The following is an 18,266-nucleotide window of genomic DNA, read 5'->3' as shown; positions in this document are numbered from 1 at the left end:
CGGAAACGATTTTCATCCTCACCTGGAGATGACCGTGAGAGTGGCGTTCGTCGGAAAGGGCGGCAGCGGCAAGACAACGATGTCGGCCCTGTTCGCCAGGCACGTGGCGGGCCAGGGCGGCCCCGTGGTCGCCATCGACGCCGACATCAACCAGCACCTGGCCCTGGTGCTCGGCCTGGACCGGCAGCCCGAGCCGCTCGGCGCCCACCTCACCGAGATCAAGGACCGGCTGCGCGGCACGAACCCGCGCATCCCCTCCGCCGACGTCATGGTCAAGACCACGCCGCCCGGCCGCGGCTCCACGCTGCTGAGCTTCCGCGACCTGGCCGCCGACCCCTACGGGCTGACCACCCCCGACGGCCCGCGCCTGCTGGCCACGGGCCCGTTCAGCGAGGACGACCTCGGCGTGGCCTGCTACCACTCCAAGGTGGGAGCGGTGGAGCTGCTGCTCAACCACCTGGTCGACGGTCCGGGCGAATATGTCGTGGTCGACATGACCGCCGGGGCCGACTCCTTCGCCTCCGGGCTGTTCACCCGCTTCGACCTGACGTTCCTGGTGGCCGAGCCCACCAGGCAGGGCGTCAGCGTCTACCACCAGTATCGCGACTACGCCTCCCGCTACGACGTCGCGCTCGCCGTGGTCGGCAACAAGGTGCACGACCAGGCCGACGTCGACTTCCTGCGCGAGCACGTGGGCGACGACCTGCTGACCTGGATGGAGCACTCCGCCGCCGTGCGCGCCATGGAGCAGGGCCGCCACTTCGCCCTCGACGACCTTGAGCCGGCCAACGCCGACGCGCTCGCGCTGCTCCGCAAGACCCTCGACGAGCAGGAGAAAGACTGGGCCCGCTTCGGCCGCCAGACGGTGGAGTTCCACCTGCGCAACGCCCGCGCGTGGGCCAACGACCGCACCGGCGCCGACCTGACCGCCCAGATCGACCCCGACTTCGTCTACGGCCCCTGAACCGGCCCCTGACACTGCGGACCCGCGAAACCCGGGCCCGCCCGAACCGAGGCCGCTCGGACCGAGGCCGCTCGGACCGAGGCCGCTCGGACCGAGGCCGCTGAAACTGAGGCGCGCCGAACCGACGGCCGCCGAACCGACGGCCGCTGAACCGACGGCCGCCGAACCGACGGCTGCCGGGACGCCCACACGACTGTCCCCACCGGGATTCTGGAGCGTTTCCGATGAGTGACCTAGCGTCAGACCCGACCCCCCTTCGAGAGGAGACAGCATGTCGCTGACCGTTCCGAACGATCTGCTCGACCAGGCCAGAGCCGGTGAGGTGGACGACGAGGCGTTCCTGGCCTGCGTCCGCGACTCGCTTCCCTACGCGTGGTCGCTGATCAGCGAGCTGGTCAAGCAGCGTGAGCACACCGGTGCGGAGTTCGCCGACAACGAGGTGCCGCCGCCGTCGGAGGAGGCCCGCGGGCAGCTCCTGCGCTGCCTGGCGAGCGACTCGATGCGCGGCGCGCTGGAGCGCCACTACGGCGTGCGCCTGGCCTTCCAGAACTGCCACCGGGTGGCCGTCTTCGACCCGGGTGCGACGAAGGCCCTGGCCGACTTCGTCACGCCGCGCGCCCAGATCCTCAACCAGAAGCCGGAGCTCGTCGACTGCTGAGCCCCGCCCCCCGGCGAGCCGGCTCGGCCCGGCTCGCCGGCCCCTCTCAGCCGCGCGGCAGCGGCAGCACCGCAGTGCCCGGCCCGGCCGGAGAGGTCTCGGGACTCGGCCTCTCAGCCACGCGGCAGCGGCAGCACCGCAGTGCCCGATCCGCGCGGGGAGATCTCGGGACCCGGCCTCTCAGTCGCGCAGCAGCGGCAGCACCTCGGCGCCGAACCTCCTGATGTTCTCCAGGGTCCGCCGGTGCTCCCCCATCCCCTCCATGAGCAGGATGAAGTGCTCGATCCCGGTGGCCTCCGCCGTCCGCCGCAGCGTCTCGGCGCAGTGCGCGGCCGAGCCGACCGGATGGATGCGCGTCAGCAGGTCCACGTACTCGCCGGCGTCCCTGGGCCGGCGCGGCCGGCCGTCCACCGGCACGTAACCGGCCAGCCCCGGCTCCAGCCAGGCCGGCATCGCGGCCTTGAGCTCGCGCACCACTTCGGCCGTCGAGTCGCCCACGTACGCCAGCCCCGCCGCCACGTGCCCCGGCTCCGCGGCGCCGTACCGTTTGACCAGGGCGGCCTTGTCCTCGTCCCCGATGTGCAGGCCCAGCAGCATGGGCAGGCCGCGCGCGGCCGCCAGCTCCACCGTCGCCTCCGAGGTGCAGGCGACCACCGGCCGCAGCCGCGCCTCGGGCACCAGCGGGACCTCCCTGAACCGGAAGAACTCCCCGTCGGCCGCCACGGACCCGCCCGACAGGGCGGCCAGCAGCAGGTCGAGCGCCTCGGGGAAGCCCCGCTCGTACCGCTCCAGCCCGGTGCCGAACACCTCCAGGTCCACCCACGGACCGCCCCTGCCGACCCCCAGCGTGAACCGCCCGCCCGACAGGTGGTGCAGCATGGCGGCCTGCTCGGCCAGCGCCACGGGATGCTGGGTGGACAGCACGCTCACGGCCGTGCCGAGCCCGATGCGCGTGGTCCGGCCGGCCGCGACCGCGGCCAGCGTCGTGGGCGACGGGCACACGCCGTACGGCATGAAGTGGTGCTCGGCGATCCACGCGTCGTCGAAGCCCGCCTCCTCGGCCGTGACGATCCACTCGACGGCGTTCGCGAGCACCCGCCCGGGCTCCTGTCCCGGGAAGAGTCCCGCGACGACAAAGATGCCGATTCGCATTCCCCGCATGATGGCCGATCGGGGCCGCCGGCGCCCGCCTCACGCGCGCATTTGACCGAGCCGGGCCAGGAAACGGGCCAGGAAACCGGGCCGGGAAGACCCGGCTAGGAGAAGAGGCTGGCCTGCCCCTCGCCGACGAGCGGGTCACGATGGTGCTTGAGATGCCGCCATTGGGGCAGATCGTCAAGGTATGACCAAGAAAGCCGGTGATGCGGGGTGGGCCCGAGCCGGGCCAGCGCCTCCTGGTGCGCGGGCGAGGGATAGCCCGCGTTCTCGGCGAAGCCGTACTCCTCGCAGCCGATCGTCGCCATGTACGCGTCGCGCCGCACCTTGGCCAGCACCGAGGCGGCGGCCACGGAGACGCTCGCCGCGTCTCCCTTGATCTCCAGCCGCACGGGCCAGGGCGCGCCGATGTAGTCGTGCTTGCCGTCGAGGATCACCGCGTCCGGGCGGACGGGCAGCGACTCCAGCGCCCGGCGGGCGGCCCTGCGCAGCGCCTCGGTCATGCCCAGGGTGTCGATCTCCCGGTGCGTGGCCTCGCCGTAGCCGACGCCCGCCGCCCAGGCCGCCACCTCGGCGGCCAGCGGGCCGCGCCTGGCCTCGGAGATCTGCTTGGAGTCCGTCAGCCCGGCGGGCGGCTCGGACAGGTCGGTGACGACCGCGCACACCGTGACGGGCCCCGCCCACGCGCCCCGTCCCACCTCGTCGACGCCGGCGACCGTGCGCGTGCTGGGCTGGGCGAGGAGAAGCCGCTCGATCTCGTACGTAGGCGCCATGACCGCAGACGCTACCGCCTCCGGGAGGCGATCACCGTCAGCTCGTTCCGCACATCCCACTCACGCCCCGAACGGCCCGCGACCACCGAAGGACGCTCACTCGCCGAACGACCGCCCCACGTCCCTGCCCGACCGTCGCGCCGGCCCGCCCGGTCCGCCGCCCGGCCCGCCCGGCGCGCCCGGCCAGGCGCCCAGCGGGTCGTCGTCGCCGGCCGGGCGCTGGTCCTTGCCCCGCTCCGCCGGCCGCACCGGGTCCAGGTCGGCCGCGATGTAGCGGGCCGCCACGTGGATCGCGCGCAGCGTCACCGACACCGACGGCCGATGGACGCTGGAGCCGCGCGCCACCGCGTGCACCTCCCGCCCCACCGGGTTGCCGGGGAACTGCCGCACGGCCAGCCCGCGCACCCCGGCGGCCAGCGCGAGCGCGGGGACGGCGGCGATGCCGATGCCCTTGGCGACCAGCGACAGGATGGCGCCCAGCCCCTCGAACTCCCACGGCGTCGGCCGCGTGCCGCCCACGTCCGCCAGCAGGCGGTCCACGGCCAGCCGCGAGGGCTCGCCGTCGGGGGTGGCCATCCACGGCTCGTTGCGCAGCTCCCGCAGGTCCAGCGGCACCTCCGGGTCGGCCAGGCGGTGCTTGCGCGGCACCACGAGCACGAGGGGGTCGCTGAGCAGGGGGAAGACGCGCAGGCTCTCGCTGTCGCGGACGCGGCCGTACCAGTCGTCCACCAGCGCGATGTCCACCTCGCCCGACTGCACCTCGCGCATGCCGCGCCCCGACCTGCTCTGCCCGAGGCGGAGCGTCAGCTCGGTGTGGCGGCGCAGCGAGCGCGCCAGCGCCGGCGCGAACGCGACGGCCGCCGTGGGGAAGGCGGTCACCACCACCCGCCCGGAGGGCGTGCCCGCGTGCGCGGACAGGTCGGACTCGGCCTCCTCGACCATCGACAGGATGCGCTCGGCGTGCATGACCAGCCGGCGGCCCGCGTCGGTCAGCTCGGCGCTGCGCGCGGTGCGGTCGATGAGGGCGGTTCCGGTCTCGCGTTCGAGCGCGACCAGCTGCTGGGAGACGGCCGAAGGACTGTAGCCGAGCGACTCGGCCGTCGCCGCGATACTGCCCTTTCTTGCAAACTCGCAGATCAGGACCAAACGCCGCAATTCGAGCATCAGACTTCCTTATGCCTACCCACAAAAAGCTCCGCTTGTGCTGATGCCTTCATCCAACCACCCTGGGAACGTGACAAACATGACCGTTACCTTGTCCGCCACATTGGCGGCGAATGAGGACATCGAACGAAGACGACGCGCCGGGGAACGCGTGCTCCACCTGGCCTTCGGCGAGGCCGGTCTGCCCGTCCACCCGGCGCTGCGCGACAAGCTGGCCGCCGCCTCCGAGCGCAACGGCTACGGGCCGGTCGCGGGGGCGTCCGGGCTACGGGCCGCGGCGGCGGGCTACTGGACACGACGGGGGCTCGTCACCGACCCCGAGCTGGTCGTCAGCGGACCGGGCAGCAAGTCACTGCTGTACGGGCTGCTCCTGGCCATCGGCGGCGACATCGTCTTGCCCATGCCCAGCTGGGTCAGCTACGCAGCGCAGGCCGATCTGGTCGGCTCGCGTCCCATCCTGGTGCCCGCACCGCCAGGAGAGGGCGGGGTGCCCGACCCGGAGCTGGTGGCCGCCGAGGTGCACCGCGCCAGAGCGCAGGGCAGGCACGTCAGCTCGGTGCTGGTGACCCTGCCCGACAACCCGACGGGACGGCTGGCCCCGCCGGCCACCGTCGCCCGCCTGGTCGAGGTCGCCCGCGAGCTCAACCTGATGATCATCTCCGACGAGATCTACCGTGACCTCGTGCACGACCCCGACCTGCCGTACACCTCGCCGGCCGAGCTGGCGCCCGAGCGCACGATCATCACCACCGGGCTGAGCAAGAGCCTGGCGCTGGGCGGCTGGCGGATCGGGGTGGCCCGGCTGCCCGAGCACGGCCACGCGCTGCGCAGGCGGCTGCTCGCGGTGGCCAGCGAGATCTGGTCGGCGCCCGCGGCGCCCGTGCAGGAGGCCGCGACCTACGCCTTCGGCGACCCGCCCGAGCTGACCGAGCGCATCGCCCGCAGCCGCCGTCTGCACGGCCTGGTGGCCGGGGCGGTGCGCGAGCGCTTCGCGGGCATCGGCGCCGACGTGCCCGAGCCGCAGGGCGGCTTCTACCTCTATCCCGACCTCGGTCACCTGAGACTCGGCGGCTCCGCCGAGATCACCAAGCTGCTGCTGGAGGAGCACGGCATCGGCGTCCTGCCGGGGCACGCCTTCGGCGACGACCCCTCGGCCGCCCGGGTGCGCGTCGCGGTGAGCCTGCTCTACGGCGACTCCGCGGAGGAGCGCCTGGCCGCCCTGAACAGCCCCGAACCGCTCCGGCTGCCGTGGATCGCCGACAATCTCGACTACCTGTCCACGGGCCTGGAGGAGCTCGCGCTCGACCGCCACGACGGTGCGCGCCCGCTCGTCCCCGCGCCCTGTCCCGGCTGATCCACCGCCGCGATCCCGGCCCCGGCCCCGGCCCGGGTCACGGTTAGGCGAATCTTTCCCCAAGAGCGGGTTTACCGTCCCCCAAAAGGGGCCCGTGACCTGCGGAAACTTTCCGTGGTCAAAACCGGCGGAAAGTTGGCTCTCACTGCCTGGTTACGTGCACCATGCGCAGCCCTCATCATGTGCTCATGCCCGCTCTTGTCACCTTGTCCGGGCGCCTCGTGCGCCTGGAACCTCTCAGCCTCGCGGCGGTCGATGACCTGGTCGCCGCGGCGAGTGAAGACCGCTCCACCTACACCTTCACTCGCGTCCCGAACGGCCGGGACGAGGTGGTCTCCTACGTGGAGGCCGCGCTGGCTGAGCAGGCGGAGGGCCGCACGCTGCCCTTCGCCATCCGGTGGCTGAACACCGACCGCGTGGTCGGTGCCACCCGTCTCATGAACCTGGAGTACTGGCAGGGCCCCATGCCCTGGCCTCCGGGTGCCCGTGGTGCGGTGGGCGACATTCCGTCCGTGGCCGACATCGGTTACACCTGGCTGGGCGCCGGCGCCCAGGGCACGGGTGTGAACCGGGAGAGCAAATTCCTGCTGCTCTCGCACGCCTTCGAGACGTGGGACGTCCACCGCATCACCCTGAAGGCAGACGTACGCAACACCAGATCCCGGGCCGCCATCGAGGCCCTCGGCGCACACTTCGACGGGGTGCGGCGAGCGGAAAGCCGAGGCGCCGACAACACGGTCCGAGATACCGCGTTCTACTCGATCCTGAACTCCGAATGGCCGGCCGTGCGCGAGCGGCTGGTCATGCGGCTCGGTCTGGTCGAGGCAGCCTGAGAACCCGCCCACCGACGGCCCCGCCCACTTTCCGGGCGGGGCCCGTATTTTTTCCGCCTACATTCCCTCTATATGTCACACACCCCGAGATGCGACGCTCCCCGGCGGGCCCCAGCATCCAGGGGCGGGCTCAACACCGGATTGAAGGCGGATCAACGCAGAGATGAACGATCAGACTGCATCTAGGTGACGAGCAACCCCAGATTTATCATTTGGTAGCAAATCATCCCATTGGCTTGGAGACAGAACAGCATGGCTGGTCAGAGCGTTGAGAGCGGGCTGCGGTTCGCCGTGCTCGGTCCTGTCCGCGCGTGGCGTGATGGGCGGGAGCTCGATCTGGGCACCCCGCTGCAGCGTTCCATCCTCGGCATGCTGCTGCTGAGGGAAGGCCACGCCGTCACCCCCAACGAGATGATCGACGCCGTGTGGGGCGAGGACGCGCCGCCGCGGGCCCTCGGCGCGCTGCGCACCTACGTCTCCAGGCTGCGCACCGTGCTCGAACCCGACCGGCCCGCGCGCTCCCGTCCCGAGCTGCTCACCTCCATCGGCAAGGGCTACGCGCTGCGGCTGCCGCAGGACGCGCTCGACCTGTCCCGCTTCGAGCGCGGCGTCGCGCAGGCCGAGAGCGCCCGCAAGGCGGGCCGCACGGCCGAGTCCGCCAGGGCCCTGCGCGCCGCGCTCGCCCTGTTCGAGGGCGAGCCGCTGGCCGGCACCGTCGGGCCGTACGCCGAGCACCAGCGCGACCGCCTGATCGAGCGGCGCATCAGCGTCGTCGAGACCCTCATGGACGTCGACCTGGAGCTGGGCGAGCACGCCAGGATCGTCTCCGAGCTGATCGCGCTCACCGCCGACCACCCCCTGCGCGAGCGGCTGCGCGCCCAGCTCATGCTGGCCCTCTACCGCTGCGGCCGGCAGGGCGACGCGCTCAACGTCTTCACCGAGACCCGCGAGGCCCTCATCGACGAGCTGGGCATCGAGCCCGGCCCCGAGCTGACCGCCCTGCACCAGCGCATCCTGGCCGCCGACCCCGCGCTGGCCGCCCCGGCGCCGGCCGCCGCCGTCGACGCCGGCCACGACGAGCCCGCCGACGGGGAGGAGCCCCAGCGCCCGGCACTGGAGCTGCCCAGGCCCGCGCAGCTCCCCGCCGCCGTCAGCGACTTCACCGGCCGCAAGGAGATCGCCGTACGGCTGCGCACGCTGCTGTCGGCCCAGTCGCCCGCGGAAGGCGTGCCCCTGGTGGCCATCTCCGGCATCGGCGGCGTCGGCAAGACGGCGCTGGCCGTGCACGTGGCCCACCTGGTCGACGACGTCTTCCCCGACGGCCAGCTCTACGCCGACCTGCGCGGCTACACCGACGAGGCGACCGCCCCCGAGTCGGCGCTCGGCGGCTTCCTGCGCGCCCTCGGCATCCCGCCGGACGTCATCCCCGAAGGGCCGGCCGAGCGTTCGGCCCTCTACCGCTCCATCCTGGCCGAGCGGCGCATCCTCGTGCTGCTCGACAACGCCCGCGACGCCGAGCAGGTCATCCCGCTGCTGCCGGGCACCCCCGGCTGCGCGGCCATCGTCACCAGCCGGGTCAAGCTGGCCGACCTCCCCTCGGCCAGGCTCGTGGACCTCGACGTGCTGGAGCCGGACGAGGCGCTGCGGCTGTTCGCCGCGGTGGCCGGGGCCGAACGCGTCGCGGCCGAGCACGGCGCGGCCATGGACGTGGTGGCGGGGTGCGGCTTCCTGCCGCTGGCGGTGCGGATCGTGGCCGCCAGGCTGGCCGCCCGGCCGTCGTGGACGGTCGCCTCGCTGGTGCCCAGGCTCGCCGACGAGCAGCGCCGCCTCGACGAGCTGCGGGTGGGCAACCTGGCCGTCGAGGCCACGTTCGCGCTCGGCTACGGGCAGCTCACCGCCGTCCAGGCCCGCGCGTTCCGGCTGCTGTCGCTGCCCAACGGCCCCGACGTCTCCGCGGGCGCCGCTGCCGCCGTGTTGTCGATGAGCGCGTTCGAGGCCGAGGAGGTGCTGGAGTCGCTGGTCGACGCCAGCCTGCTGGAGGCCCCCGGCCCCGGCCGCTACCGCTTCCACGACCTGCTCAAGCTCTTCGCCCGGCGCGCGCTCGACCGCAGCGAGCGGCCCCAGGCCCGGACGATGGCGCTGCGCCGGCTGCTCGGCTTCTACCTGGCCTCGGCGCAGTCCGCGCACGCCCTGGCCTACGAGGGCAGCATGATCCCCGCCAACCTCGTGGTCGTCGGCAGCGGCCAGGACTTCACCACCGTCGACGAGGCCGTGGCCTGGCTGATCGCCGAGGGCGACTCGCTGTTCGCGGCCATCAACCAGGCCGCCGCGGCGGCGCGTACCGGCGAGCAGCTCCTGCCCGCCGCCGACCTGCTGGTGGCGATGGAGCCGCTGCTGGAGGCCGGCACCCACACCCGCGAGTTCGACCAGGGCACCCGGGCCGTGCTGGCCGCCGCGCAGCAGCTCGGCGACCAGGCGTGCGAGCTGCGCGCCCGCTACGTGCTGGGCCGGGTGCTGTTCGCCGGCAACCGGCTCAAGGAGTCTGAGCAGCACTTCCGGCGCGTGCACGAGCTGTCGCGCGCCCGCGGCGAGAAGATCGTCACCGGCGAGGTGCTGAACGCCCTGGCCGTCGTCGTCGGCCGCCAGCGCCGCCACACCGAGGCGCTGTCGCTGTTCGACGCCGCGACGCGCTTCTACCGCGAGAACGACGTGCCCGCGGGCGAGGCGCTGGTCCTCAGCTACTCCGCCCGCGACCACCTGGGGCTGGGCCGGCCCGAGGACGCGATCGCGGCGGCCGAGAAGGGGCTGGCCCTGTTCACCGAGATCGGCAGCGGCGCCGGCACCGCCCGCGCCCGCTACCACCTCGGCGTCGTGCTGTCCCGGGTCGGCCGCCTCACCGAGGCCGTCCACCACCACGCCGAGTGCCTGGCCTTCTTCCGCGCCAGCAAGCAGCGCGTGTGGGAGCAGCGGGTGTGCTCCCGGCTGGCCGAGACGTTCATCGCCGCCGAGCGCTACCCCGACGCCGTGCGCCACGCCGAGCAGGCCCTGACCGTCTCCCGCCAGATCGGCCACCCCTACGGCGAGGCGCTCTCGCTCACCGTGCTGGGCAAGGCGCTGCGCGGCCTGGGCAGCACGACGAGGAGCCTCGACTGCCTACGTCAGGCGCACGACATCTTCACCCGGCTCGGCGCCCCCGAGGCCGGCGACCTCAAGGTCCTGCTCGACGCCGTCCCCGCCGTCGAGCGCACCGACCGCGTCACCGTCACCGCCGCCGTCAACGACCCCGGCAACGGGGCCGTCGTCGAGTCCTGAGTACAGCTCGTCGTCCAGACGTGTCATCCACACATGGTTGATCAAGGCTGTCCTTAGGGAGTCACGAAAGTGCTCGTGATCGAATATGTTCAGCCCGACCGGCCACCCTGGCCGTCACGCGTCGCTAGGGGGCCCGGTCATCCGGATGCTCCGCGTGACGGCTAGCCGCCTCACACGGGCGACCGGCCGGACCTGGCACGGCCCTCGAACCCCCCAGGTCCGTGTCCTGACGAAAGCCTTCACCAGGGTGGTCAACGTCGAATCAACGCCGGATTAAAGCAGGAAGTAACCCTCGGCGATGAGGGGCCGGATCGCGTCGGCGTCGGGGATCTCGCCGTCTCCGACCAGCTCGGCGATGACGTTGAGCAGCGGCCCGAGCGCCAGCTCGCCGTCGCACACGCCGGCCAGCGCGGCCTCCACCGTGCCGACCTCCCTGCTGCGGCGCAGCCCCTGCGTCTGGCGCAGCACGATGCGGATCGGGTCTTCCGCGCCCGGCAGGCCGATGCGCTCGTCGAGCAGCCCGTCGGCGGTGCGCAGCAGCGCGCCGTCCAGCCCCCGCGCCCGGTGCGCGGCGGCGATGGCGTCGACGACGGAGTCGACGTAGTCGCCGACCGGCAGCGAGACCTGGTGGGCGAGGTGCTCGACGCGGACGACCGGGTCGAGGCTGCCGGAGTTGCGCATCGTGATCCAGCCGAAGCCGATGCCCTCGATCCGGCGCTCGTCGAACCACTCCAGCCAGCGGTCGTAGTGCTCGGCATAGCCCTTGGTGCCCTGCTCGGCCGCGTCCTTGAGCCACAGCTCGACGTATTCCGCCGGGTCCTGCACGTCGCGCTGGACCACCCAGGCGTCGCAGCCGGTCTCGCGCAGCCAGCCGCCCACCCGGTCGTGCCAGTCCTCGCCCTCGACGTGCAGCCAGTTGGCCAGGAAGTGGGCCTGGCCTCCGGGGGTCAGGTGGCCGGGCGCCCGGCGTACGAGGTCGCGGCAGAAGTCGTCGCCCTCGCCGCCCGACTCGCGGTAGGTCAGCCGCCCCACGCGCGCCGGCGCGATCACGAACGGCGGATTGCTCACGATCAGGTCGAACAGCTCGCCCTCGACCGGCTCGAACATGGAGCCCACGCGGGCGTCCACCCCCTCCACACCCGACAGCTCCCAGCTCAGCCTGGCCAGCTCCACGGCGCGCGGGTTGAGGTCGGTGGCCACGATGCGCTCGGCCCGCCCGGCCAGGTGCAGCACCTGCACCCCGCAGCCGGTGCCCAGGTCGAGCGCGCGCTCCACCGGGCGGCGGGTGACGAGCTGGGCCAGGTTGGCCGACGCGCCGCCCGCCCCCACCACGTGGTCGGTCCGGAGCGCGGGGTCGCCGGGGCGCACCTTCCTGTCGGAGACGAGGTAGCCGCCGGTCTCCCAGGGCTGCAGGTGCACCGTGGCGCCCACCTGGTCGCCGTCGGCCACGACCAGCCCCGACTCCAGCACCTCCGGCGCCACGCTCTTGGCGGGCACCGGCACGCCGAGCCACCACAGCCTGATCAGCGTGCCGAGCGGATCGCCGTCCGCGGTCGCGCGCAGGGCCGGGACCAGCTCCTCGCGGGCCAGGGCCGAGGCCGCCATGCTGCCCAGGCGCTCGCGTACGCCGTCGATCGTGTAACCGGTGTCGAGGAGATGATGGCGCAGTCGTTCCACAAGGCCATCCTTCCACCGCCGGATCCTCGCCATGATCTGGACACCGACAGTGCTCATACTGTTACTTAACTACCCAAGCATTCTGCAAGCGGTGGACAAGTGACACGCGGTATCTCTATGCATGCCGCCACGTCACCCCCCGAGGAGCGGACCATGTTGATCCCCTGCCTGGCCTGTGAGTCCCGGTTCCGCCCCGAGGAGTACTTCGACGCCTGCTCCGACTACGACCGGGGCATGGATCTGGTCTCGTGGACGTGCCCGCGCTGCGGCAACCGTGACGACCTGCGGGTGCTGCCGGGTGAGCTGGGGTTCGGCTATCCACATCAGGGCAGGTTCGACGTGCACGACCGGGTCCGGGTGCCCGGGCTGCGCCGGCACCGCGGCGAGCTGCGGCTGGACATCTCGCTCGACCGGGCGAGCTGGCGCGTGACCACCCGCCTCCGCCAGCCCGTCGCCTGACGCGTGCGCCACGCACCCGTCCAGGGGGCTTCACGGCCCCGCCAGGCGAGGACGGCTCGCGGCCGCCCTGGTCCTCGCGGTGGCCTGGACGTACGCGTGGGCGGGTCCTACGCGGTGGCCTGGACGTACGCGTGAGCGGGCTCCTCGCCGCGCAGGAACCGTGCGATGTCGTCCACCAGCGTCTCGGCCAGCTCCTCCCGGCTCTCCCCGGTGGCCTCGCCCAGCCGGGGCGTCAGCACCACGTTCGGCAGCCGGATCAGCGGATGGGCGCGGTCGAGCCACTCGCCCTCGAAGTGGTCGAGCCCGGCGCCGCCCACCTGCCCCCAGCGCAACGCCTCGACCAGGGCCTTGAGGTCGTGCAGCGCCCCGCGTGAGGTGTTGAGGTAGATCGCTCCCGGCCGCATCGCGCCGAACTCGGTGTAGCCGAAGAATCCCCGCGTCTCTTCGGTCAGCGGCACGTGCAGGGAGACCACGTCGGCCTCCTCCAGCAGGGCGGGCAGCGGGTGGGTGGCCTCGGGCACGAACGGGTCGCAGACGATCACCCGCATGCCCAGCCCCTCGCAGCGCCAGCGCAGGGCCCTGCCCACGCGGCCGAGGCCCACGATGCCGATGGTCCTGCCGGTCAGGCGGCGGCCCCGGTGGCGCTGGGCCGGCGGGACCCTGCCGTGGTAGACCCGCCCCCTGCGCACCTCCCGGTCGGCGCTGACGATGTTCCGGCTGACCGCGAACAGCAGCGCCAGCGTCAGCTCGGCGACCGCCTCGGGGTCGCGTTCGGCGGCGTGCAGGACGGTCACGCCGCGCTCGGCGGCCAGCTCCAGGTCCACGCTGGCGGGCGGGCCCATGGTGGCCACGACGTCCAGGTGCAGCCCGAGCACCGACTCGCGCACCTGGTCGCCGTCGGTGATGAGCACGGTCGCGCCGGTCTCGATGACCAGGTCGGCCAGTTGCTCGTCGGTGAAGCCGAGGTTCGGTCGTGCGGGAACCTCGGTCAGGTCGGCGATCTCGCCCAGGCGGGCGAGCGCGCTCTCCGGCAAGGTGGGCAGTACCAGCGCCCGAGGTCGTCTCACATTTGGACAATAACACCACAGACGGTGCTCAGATCATTGCTCCCCGCAAGGGGTATGGCCAGGTCAGCCTGGCACGCCGGCGCCGGCTCTGCGGAGCCAGGTCACTCGGGATGCCGGCGCAGGCTCTGCCAGGCCGCCTCGCCCAGGCCCTTGATCTCGTCCTCGGTGGGCGTGTGCGCGCCGGCGAACCACAACCGGCACATCTCCTGGGCCGGGCCCAGCCACAGCACGTAGCACATCGTCGCGTGGACCGGCTGGAGCACGCCGTTCTTCATGTGCGGCTTCCACCAGTCGGTCACCTTGCGGAAGAACGCGCGCCGCGCCTCGGCCACCTCGGCGCCGCCCGGCTCGTGCTTGCGCGGCGGGCGCTCGCTGATCAGCAGGCGGGCCCGCTCGGGGTGCTCGCCGGCCCACCGCATGTGGAAGGCGACGATGGCCTCGATGCCGTCTCGCGCCTGCTCGTGCCTGCCCAGCTCGGCGAGGAAGGCGTGCTGGTAGGCGTCGAGGATCTCGCCGTACAGCACGCCGAAGACGTGCTCTTTGCTGGCGAAGTGGTGGTAGAAACTGCCGACGCTGACGCCGCTTTCCTCACGGAGACTGGCCAGGGTGGTGGCGGAGACCCCGTCCTGGCTGAATCGGCGCAGGGCACCCTCGATGATGCGGGTCCGGCCGTCGCGTCCGTTCTTGACACTCTTCACACTGTCAATGGTGTGGCACCAGAACCTTGTTCCGCAAATAGGCCAGCCTTGCCGATCATAGCGGTAACCTCCACCGTCCCGGAAGTGACCGTCATCCTGGCCTCCGGCCAGAACCTCCGGACGAGGCGCAGCGCGCGCCGGTTCTCGCCCAGGACGTCCATCCCCACGGTCCTGGCGCCCCGTACGGACGCCCGCAGCAGCAGCGTGTCCACCAGCCGCGGCCCCAGCCCGCGCCCCTGCCACGCGTCGGCCACCACCACGGCGATCTCCACGTCGGTGCAGCCGCCCCGGAAGCTCATGGCGTGGCCGACGATCTCGCCCTCCCCGGTGGTCGCCACGATCGCGTCGCGACGCTCGTCCAGGCACAGCAGCACCCGTACGAGAGCGGGGGCGGGCCGGGAGAACCCGGTGAAGAACCGCGACGTCTGGGTGTACGGCGACAACCCGGCCAGGAACCGCCTGATCCGTTCCTCGTCGTCGGAACGGGCCGGGCGGATCTGAGTTCCCTCCATAGACTCAGGGTGCCCGTCACACCTGAGTCTGTCAATTGAACTCAGGTATAATGCGAAAATGAACGTTCCCTTCCGGGTGAACAACTGCTCGATCGAGCGCACCCTGGACATCGTCGGGGAGAAGTGGACCTTCCTGGTGCTGCGCGAGGCGTTCAGCGGCGTGCGGCGGTTCGCCGACATGCAGGCGATCACCGGCGCCCCCCGCCAGGTGCTCAGCGCGCGCCTGGCCCGGCTGGTCGACGAGGGCCTGCTGCGCAAGGAGCCCTACCGCGAGCCCGGGCAGCGGCAGCGGGACGAATACCGGCTCACGGAGAAGGGCCGCGATCTCTATCCCCTGCTGGTCGCGCTGATGCACTGGGGGGACAAATACCTGTCGGGCGACGAGGGCCCGCCGGTGCTGCTCACCCACCGCGACTGCGGCGCCCCCATCGAGCTGCACTTCCGCTGCGCCGACGGGCACGAGGTGGGCGGGCCGCGCGAGGTCACGCCGCTCCCCGGCGAAGGCGCCGACCTCCGAAGCGTCTGACACGCTCCGGGGCGGCGCCGGGAGCGCTCAGCAGGGGCGTCGCGTTGGGGAGCACCCCTGCCGGTGCCTAACCTGGAAGGCGTGTACCGGTTCCTGCTGACGCCCAGATGGATCGCGCTCCACGTCGTGGTGCTGCTGGTCATCCCCGCCTTCGTCTTTCTCGGGCGGTGGCAGTTCGGGCGCTTCGAGGAGCGCTCGGCCAACAGCGAGCGGGTGACCGCCAACATCGAGGCCGCCCCGGTGCCGCTGGAGCGGCTGGCGACGGCCGGGCGGCAGGTCAGCCAGGACGACCGGTTCAGGAAGGTCACGGTCGCGGGCACGTACGACCCGGCCCACGCCCTCGTCGTACGCCGCCGCCCGCAGCAGGGCCACAACGGCTACTACGTGCTGACCCCTCTGGTCACCGGCGACGGCACGGGCGTGCTGGTGAACCGCGGATGGGTGCCCGCCGGCGCGACCGCCGACGCCGCTCCCGAGGTGCCGCCCCCGCCGGCCGGGCAGGTAACTGTAACGGGGCGGCTACGGCCCAGCGAGACCGAGGAGTCCAGCGGGATCAGGAACCGCCCGGGGTTGCCGCCCGGCCAGGTGCTGCTGATCGACGCCGGCGAGATCGGGAAGAGGCTCCCGTACCGCCTCGTGGGCGGCTACGTCGAGCTGACCGAACAGCAGCCCAAGCCCGCTACGGCGCCCGAGCCGGTGCCCGCGCCCGACGTCGGCGCGGGGGGCGGGCTCAACCTCGCCTACGGCGTGCAGTGGTGGTTGTTCATCGGGATCGCGATCGGCGGATGGGTCCTGCTGATCCGGCGCGAGGTGGCCGACCGCAGGGCCAAGGAGGCGAAGGGGGCGGCCGTGACTCCGGAGGCGGAGACCGCCGCCAATTAGTGTGTGGAGGGTGATCCGCCACATTGAGTTCACCAATCTCTGCAACTTTCGCGACATAGGTGGATATGCCGCCAAGGACGGGCGCACCGTCAGGTGGCAGCGGCTCTACCGGGCCGACTCCCTCGGCTGGCTGGCCGGCGACGACCTGGCGACCTTCCGGGCACTGCGCGTGCGCAGCGTGATCGACCTGCGGCACCCGTTCGAGGTGGAGAAGGCGGGGCGCGTCCCCGAGAGCGAGGGGCAGCACTACCAGAACCTGCCCATCGAGGGCCGCCGCTGGGACACCGCCGCCTACAGCGAGGAGGCCGGGACTGCGCGCTACCTCGCCGACCGCTACCTGGAGGTCACCGAGGACGGCGTCGACAACCTCAGGACCGCCCTGGAGACGATCGCGCGGGCCGACAGCGCGCCCGTGGTCGTGCACTGCGCCGCGGGCAAGGACCGCACCGGCGTGCTCTGCTCGCTGGTGTTGTCGCTGGTCGGCGTGAGCGAGGAGGACATCGTGGCGGACTACGCGCTCACCGGCCTGGCCACCGAGCGCTTCATCGCCGACTGGACCAGGAGGCATCCCGGCGCGGCCCTGTGGCCGGGGTTCGGCCTGGCGCCCGCCGAGACCATGCGGCTCTTCCTGGCCGACCTCGCGGCCCGGCACGGCTCGATCGAGGGGTACGTCACGCGGGCGGTCGGGCTCTCCCCCGACGCCATCGCCGAAATGCGCGCGCATTTGCTGACTGAAGCGATCGCAGCGGGGTAGTGGCCGCCCGGGCCCGTCCTGCGCGAGCGGGCCTGCCACTCCCGGGATCGCCAGCCATCCCCCTCCCGGCGGTCCCGGGTCACAACCTCCGACGGTCCGGGTCACGCCTCCCGGGGGCTCGGGTCACGCCTCCCTGAGGCCCGGGTCACGCCTCCCGGAGGTCCGGGCGCGGCCCTGGACGGTCGCGGGGCGTGGGTTCGGAGACCCAACGGATACGTCGCAGCTTGTTCGACGTTATCCCGCCGTCGTACGGTTACGTGCGTGACTACGCCGCTGCTCCCCGACCCTGACCCCAGGCGGCGCGACTACGTGATCATCTCTGCCGACGATCACCTGATCGAGCCTCCCGACCTCTTCGAAGACCGGTTGCCGGAGAAATACGCCGAGGTCGCGCCCAAGGTCGTGGAAACGGAGGCGGGTCACCAGGTCTGGCGCTACGGCGGGGCGACCTATCCGTGCGCCGGCATCGACGTGGGCGCCGGGCTGCCGAGAGAGCAGTGGACGCTCGACCCGGTCAGGTTCGAGCACATGCGCCCCGGCTGCCACGACATCGAGGCCCGCATCCAGGACATGGACGTCGCCGGCATCTGGGCCGCGCTCTGCTTCCCCGGCATGCTCGCCGGGCAGGCCGGCATGCCGTTCGCCAGGACCCGCGACCAGGAGCTGGGCCTGGCCCTGGTCAGGGCGTGGAACGACTGGCACATCGACGTCTGGGCCGGCACCTACCCCGAGCGCATCATCGGGCTGCAGCTCCCCTGGCTGCCCGACCCCGACGTGGCGGCCAAGGAGATCCGCGCCAACGCCGCCAGGGGCTTCAAGGCCGTCGTCTTCCCCGAGTTCCCCACCCGGCTGCGGCTCCCCTCGATCCACAGCGGCCACTGGGACCCGTTCTTCGCCGCCTGCGAGGAGACCGGCACGGTGGTGTGCCTGCACACCGGCGACTCCTCCTGGTCGCCCGTGCCCTCGCCCGACACGCCCATCGAGGCCATCACCACGCTGATGCCGACCAGCGCCATGTTCGCCTGCGCCGACTGGCTCTGGTCCGGGCTGCCGCTGCGCTTCCCCTCGCTGCGCATCCTCATCGTCGAGGGCGGGGTGGGCTGGCTGCCGATGCTGGCCGAGCGCGCCGACTACGCCCTCGACCACCCGGTGGCCGGCGAGGCGCAGTGGGAGGGCGGGCTCAAGCCCAGCGAGGTGCTGCGCCGCAACTTCTTCTTCGGCACCCTCGACGACCACGCGCTGTCGGGCGTCCGGCTGGCCGTCGGCCTCGACCACGTGCTGCAGGAGAGCGGCTATCCGCACTCCGACTCGACCTGGCCGGACACGCAGAAGTCGGTGGCGCGCAACCTCGGCGCGCTGCCGCCCGCCGACATCGCCAGGGTCGCCTACGGCAACGCCGCCCGCCTGTTCGGGCATCCGCTGCCGTCACGGGCCTGGCTTCGCATGGAGGAGATCTAGCCGGTCCCGGCCACGCCATC

17 protein-coding genes are annotated in these 18,266 nt (G+C 72.4%); 10 read left to right on the top strand and 7 right to left on the bottom strand.

Annotated elements, in window-relative coordinates; translation table 11 throughout:
* The first annotated feature begins 34 nt into the window (after positions 1-34).
* Both IO39_RS02290 and IO39_RS02285 read left to right on the top strand, forming a co-directional pair.
* Positions 35-964, top strand: a complete 930-nt coding sequence (locus tag IO39_RS02290; RefSeq protein WP_043615720.1) for an ATP-binding protein — start codon at positions 35-37, stop codon at positions 962-964.
* Between the two features lie 271 nt (positions 965-1,235).
* A complete protein-coding gene (locus tag IO39_RS02285) occupies positions 1,236-1,622 on the top strand; it encodes an SCO5389 family protein (RefSeq protein ID WP_043615102.1) in 387 nt (128 codons plus the stop codon).
* 180 nt (positions 1,623-1,802) lie between these two features.
* Here IO39_RS02285 and IO39_RS02280 read toward each other — a convergent pair whose 3' ends face one another.
* The 3 genes from IO39_RS02280 to IO39_RS02270 form a co-directional block, all read right to left on the bottom strand.
* Positions 1,803-2,774 (bottom strand): LLM class flavin-dependent oxidoreductase, encoded by a 972-nt coding sequence (locus tag IO39_RS02280; protein WP_043615100.1) that lies wholly within the window; start codon positions 2,772-2,774, stop codon positions 1,803-1,805.
* Positions 2,775-2,878: 104 nt separating this feature from the next.
* Positions 2,879-3,550, bottom strand: a complete 672-nt coding sequence (rnhB, locus tag IO39_RS02275) for a ribonuclease HII (protein ID WP_043615096.1) — start codon at positions 3,548-3,550, stop codon at positions 2,879-2,881.
* A 96-nt stretch (positions 3,551-3,646) separates the two neighbouring features.
* Positions 3,647-4,714, bottom strand: a complete 1,068-nt coding sequence (locus tag IO39_RS02270) for a LysR family transcriptional regulator (protein ID WP_084772120.1) — start codon at positions 4,712-4,714, stop codon at positions 3,647-3,649.
* Between the two features lie 79 nt (positions 4,715-4,793).
* On the opposite strand from IO39_RS02270, the gene IO39_RS02265 reads away from it, so the two are divergent.
* From IO39_RS02265 to IO39_RS02255, 3 genes are all read left to right on the top strand, one after another.
* Entirely contained in the window at positions 4,794-6,068 is a 1,275-nt protein-coding gene (locus IO39_RS02265) for a pyridoxal phosphate-dependent aminotransferase (RefSeq protein WP_043615093.1), read from the top strand.
* A 188-nt stretch (positions 6,069-6,256) separates the two neighbouring features.
* Complete coding sequence (locus IO39_RS02260) at positions 6,257-6,901, top strand: GNAT family N-acetyltransferase (RefSeq protein ID WP_043615090.1); 645 nt, start codon at positions 6,257-6,259, stop codon at positions 6,899-6,901.
* Between the two features lie 252 nt (positions 6,902-7,153).
* Positions 7,154-10,213, top strand: a complete 3,060-nt coding sequence (locus IO39_RS02255; protein ID WP_084772118.1) for an AfsR/SARP family transcriptional regulator — start codon at positions 7,154-7,156, stop codon at positions 10,211-10,213.
* A 273-nt stretch (positions 10,214-10,486) separates the two neighbouring features.
* Here the strand turns inward: IO39_RS02255 and IO39_RS02250 are convergent, their stop codons facing one another.
* Entirely contained in the window at positions 10,487-11,923 is a 1,437-nt protein-coding gene (locus IO39_RS02250; RefSeq protein WP_043615086.1) for a DUF7059 domain-containing protein, read from the bottom strand.
* Between the two features lie 120 nt (positions 11,924-12,043).
* On the opposite strand from IO39_RS02250, the gene IO39_RS02245 reads away from it, so the two are divergent.
* Positions 12,044-12,349: a hypothetical protein gene (locus tag IO39_RS02245; protein ID WP_043615083.1), complete on the top strand. Its 306-nt coding sequence runs from the start codon at positions 12,044-12,046 to the stop codon at positions 12,347-12,349.
* A gap of 107 nt (positions 12,350-12,456) precedes the next feature.
* On the opposite strand, the gene IO39_RS02240 is transcribed toward IO39_RS02245, so the two are convergent.
* The 3 genes from IO39_RS02240 to IO39_RS02230 all read right to left on the bottom strand — a co-directional run bounded on the left by IO39_RS02240 (position 12,457) and on the right by IO39_RS02230 (position 14,626).
* Positions 12,457-13,416, bottom strand: coding sequence for an NAD(P)-dependent oxidoreductase (locus tag IO39_RS02240; RefSeq protein WP_063765199.1), 960 nt, complete (start codon positions 13,414-13,416; stop codon positions 12,457-12,459).
* 101 nt (positions 13,417-13,517) lie between these two features.
* Positions 13,518-14,114: a TetR/AcrR family transcriptional regulator gene (locus IO39_RS02235; RefSeq protein ID WP_043615080.1), complete on the bottom strand. Its 597-nt coding sequence runs from the start codon at positions 14,112-14,114 to the stop codon at positions 13,518-13,520.
* Entirely contained in the window at positions 14,111-14,626 is a 516-nt protein-coding gene (locus IO39_RS02230) for a GNAT family N-acetyltransferase (RefSeq protein ID WP_043615077.1), read from the bottom strand. The genes IO39_RS02235 and IO39_RS02230 overlap by 4 nt, the downstream gene beginning before the upstream one ends.
* A gap of 58 nt (positions 14,627-14,684) precedes the next feature.
* Between IO39_RS02230 and IO39_RS02225 the strand changes: the two genes are divergently transcribed.
* From IO39_RS02225 to IO39_RS02210, 4 genes are all read left to right on the top strand, one after another.
* Positions 14,685-15,152 (top strand): winged helix-turn-helix transcriptional regulator, encoded by a 468-nt coding sequence (locus IO39_RS02225; protein ID WP_043615075.1) that lies wholly within the window; start codon positions 14,685-14,687, stop codon positions 15,150-15,152.
* A 63-nt stretch (positions 15,153-15,215) separates the two neighbouring features.
* On the top strand, positions 15,216-16,034 hold the full coding sequence (locus IO39_RS02220; protein WP_245641772.1) for an SURF1 family cytochrome oxidase biogenesis protein: 819 nt from the start codon (positions 15,216-15,218) through the stop codon (positions 16,032-16,034).
* A gap of 10 nt (positions 16,035-16,044) precedes the next feature.
* Entirely contained in the window at positions 16,045-16,788 is a 744-nt protein-coding gene (locus IO39_RS02215; RefSeq protein ID WP_043615709.1) for a tyrosine-protein phosphatase, read from the top strand.
* Between the two features lie 261 nt (positions 16,789-17,049).
* Positions 17,050-18,246 carry an amidohydrolase family protein gene (locus IO39_RS02210; protein WP_043615071.1) on the top strand — a complete coding sequence of 399 codons (1,197 nt, stop codon included), beginning with the start codon at positions 17,050-17,052 and terminating at the stop codon, positions 18,244-18,246.
* Positions 18,247-18,266 lie beyond the last annotated feature (20 nt).

The sequence above is a fragment of the Nonomuraea candida genome (assembly GCF_000725485.1).
Taxonomy (GTDB): Bacteria; Actinomycetota; Actinomycetes; order Streptosporangiales; family Streptosporangiaceae; genus Nonomuraea; species Nonomuraea candida.
This window is presented reverse-complemented; position numbering and strand designations above follow the sequence as displayed.

Excerpts from the sequence above, each read along its gene's own strand:
- IO39_RS02250 (WP_043615086.1), bottom strand. The coding sequence starts at position 11,923 with ATGGCGAGGATCCGGCGGTGGAAGGATGGCCTTGTGGAACGACTGCGC.
- IO39_RS02245 (WP_043615083.1), top strand. The coding sequence starts at position 12,044 with ATGTTGATCCCCTGCCTGGCCTGTGAGTCCCGGTTCCGCCCCGAGGAG.
- IO39_RS02260 (WP_043615090.1), top strand. The coding sequence starts at position 6,257 with ATGCCCGCTCTTGTCACCTTGTCCGGGCGCCTCGTGCGCCTGGAACCT.
- IO39_RS02230 (WP_043615077.1), bottom strand. The coding sequence starts at position 14,626 with ATGGAGGGAACTCAGATCCGCCCGGCCCGTTCCGACGACGAGGAACGG.
- IO39_RS02270 (WP_084772120.1), bottom strand. The coding sequence starts at position 4,714 with ATGCTCGAATTGCGGCGTTTGGTCCTGATCTGCGAGTTTGCAAGAAAG.
- IO39_RS02280 (WP_043615100.1), bottom strand. The coding sequence starts at position 2,774 with ATGCGAATCGGCATCTTTGTCGTCGCGGGACTCTTCCCGGGACAGGAG.
- IO39_RS02225 (WP_043615075.1), top strand. The coding sequence starts at position 14,685 with ATGAACGTTCCCTTCCGGGTGAACAACTGCTCGATCGAGCGCACCCTG.
- IO39_RS02285 (WP_043615102.1), top strand. The coding sequence starts at position 1,236 with ATGTCGCTGACCGTTCCGAACGATCTGCTCGACCAGGCCAGAGCCGGT.
- IO39_RS02265 (WP_043615093.1), top strand. The coding sequence starts at position 4,794 with ATGACCGTTACCTTGTCCGCCACATTGGCGGCGAATGAGGACATCGAA.
- rnhB (WP_043615096.1), bottom strand. The coding sequence starts at position 3,550 with ATGGCGCCTACGTACGAGATCGAGCGGCTTCTCCTCGCCCAGCCCAGC.
- IO39_RS02255 (WP_084772118.1), top strand. The coding sequence starts at position 7,154 with ATGGCTGGTCAGAGCGTTGAGAGCGGGCTGCGGTTCGCCGTGCTCGGT.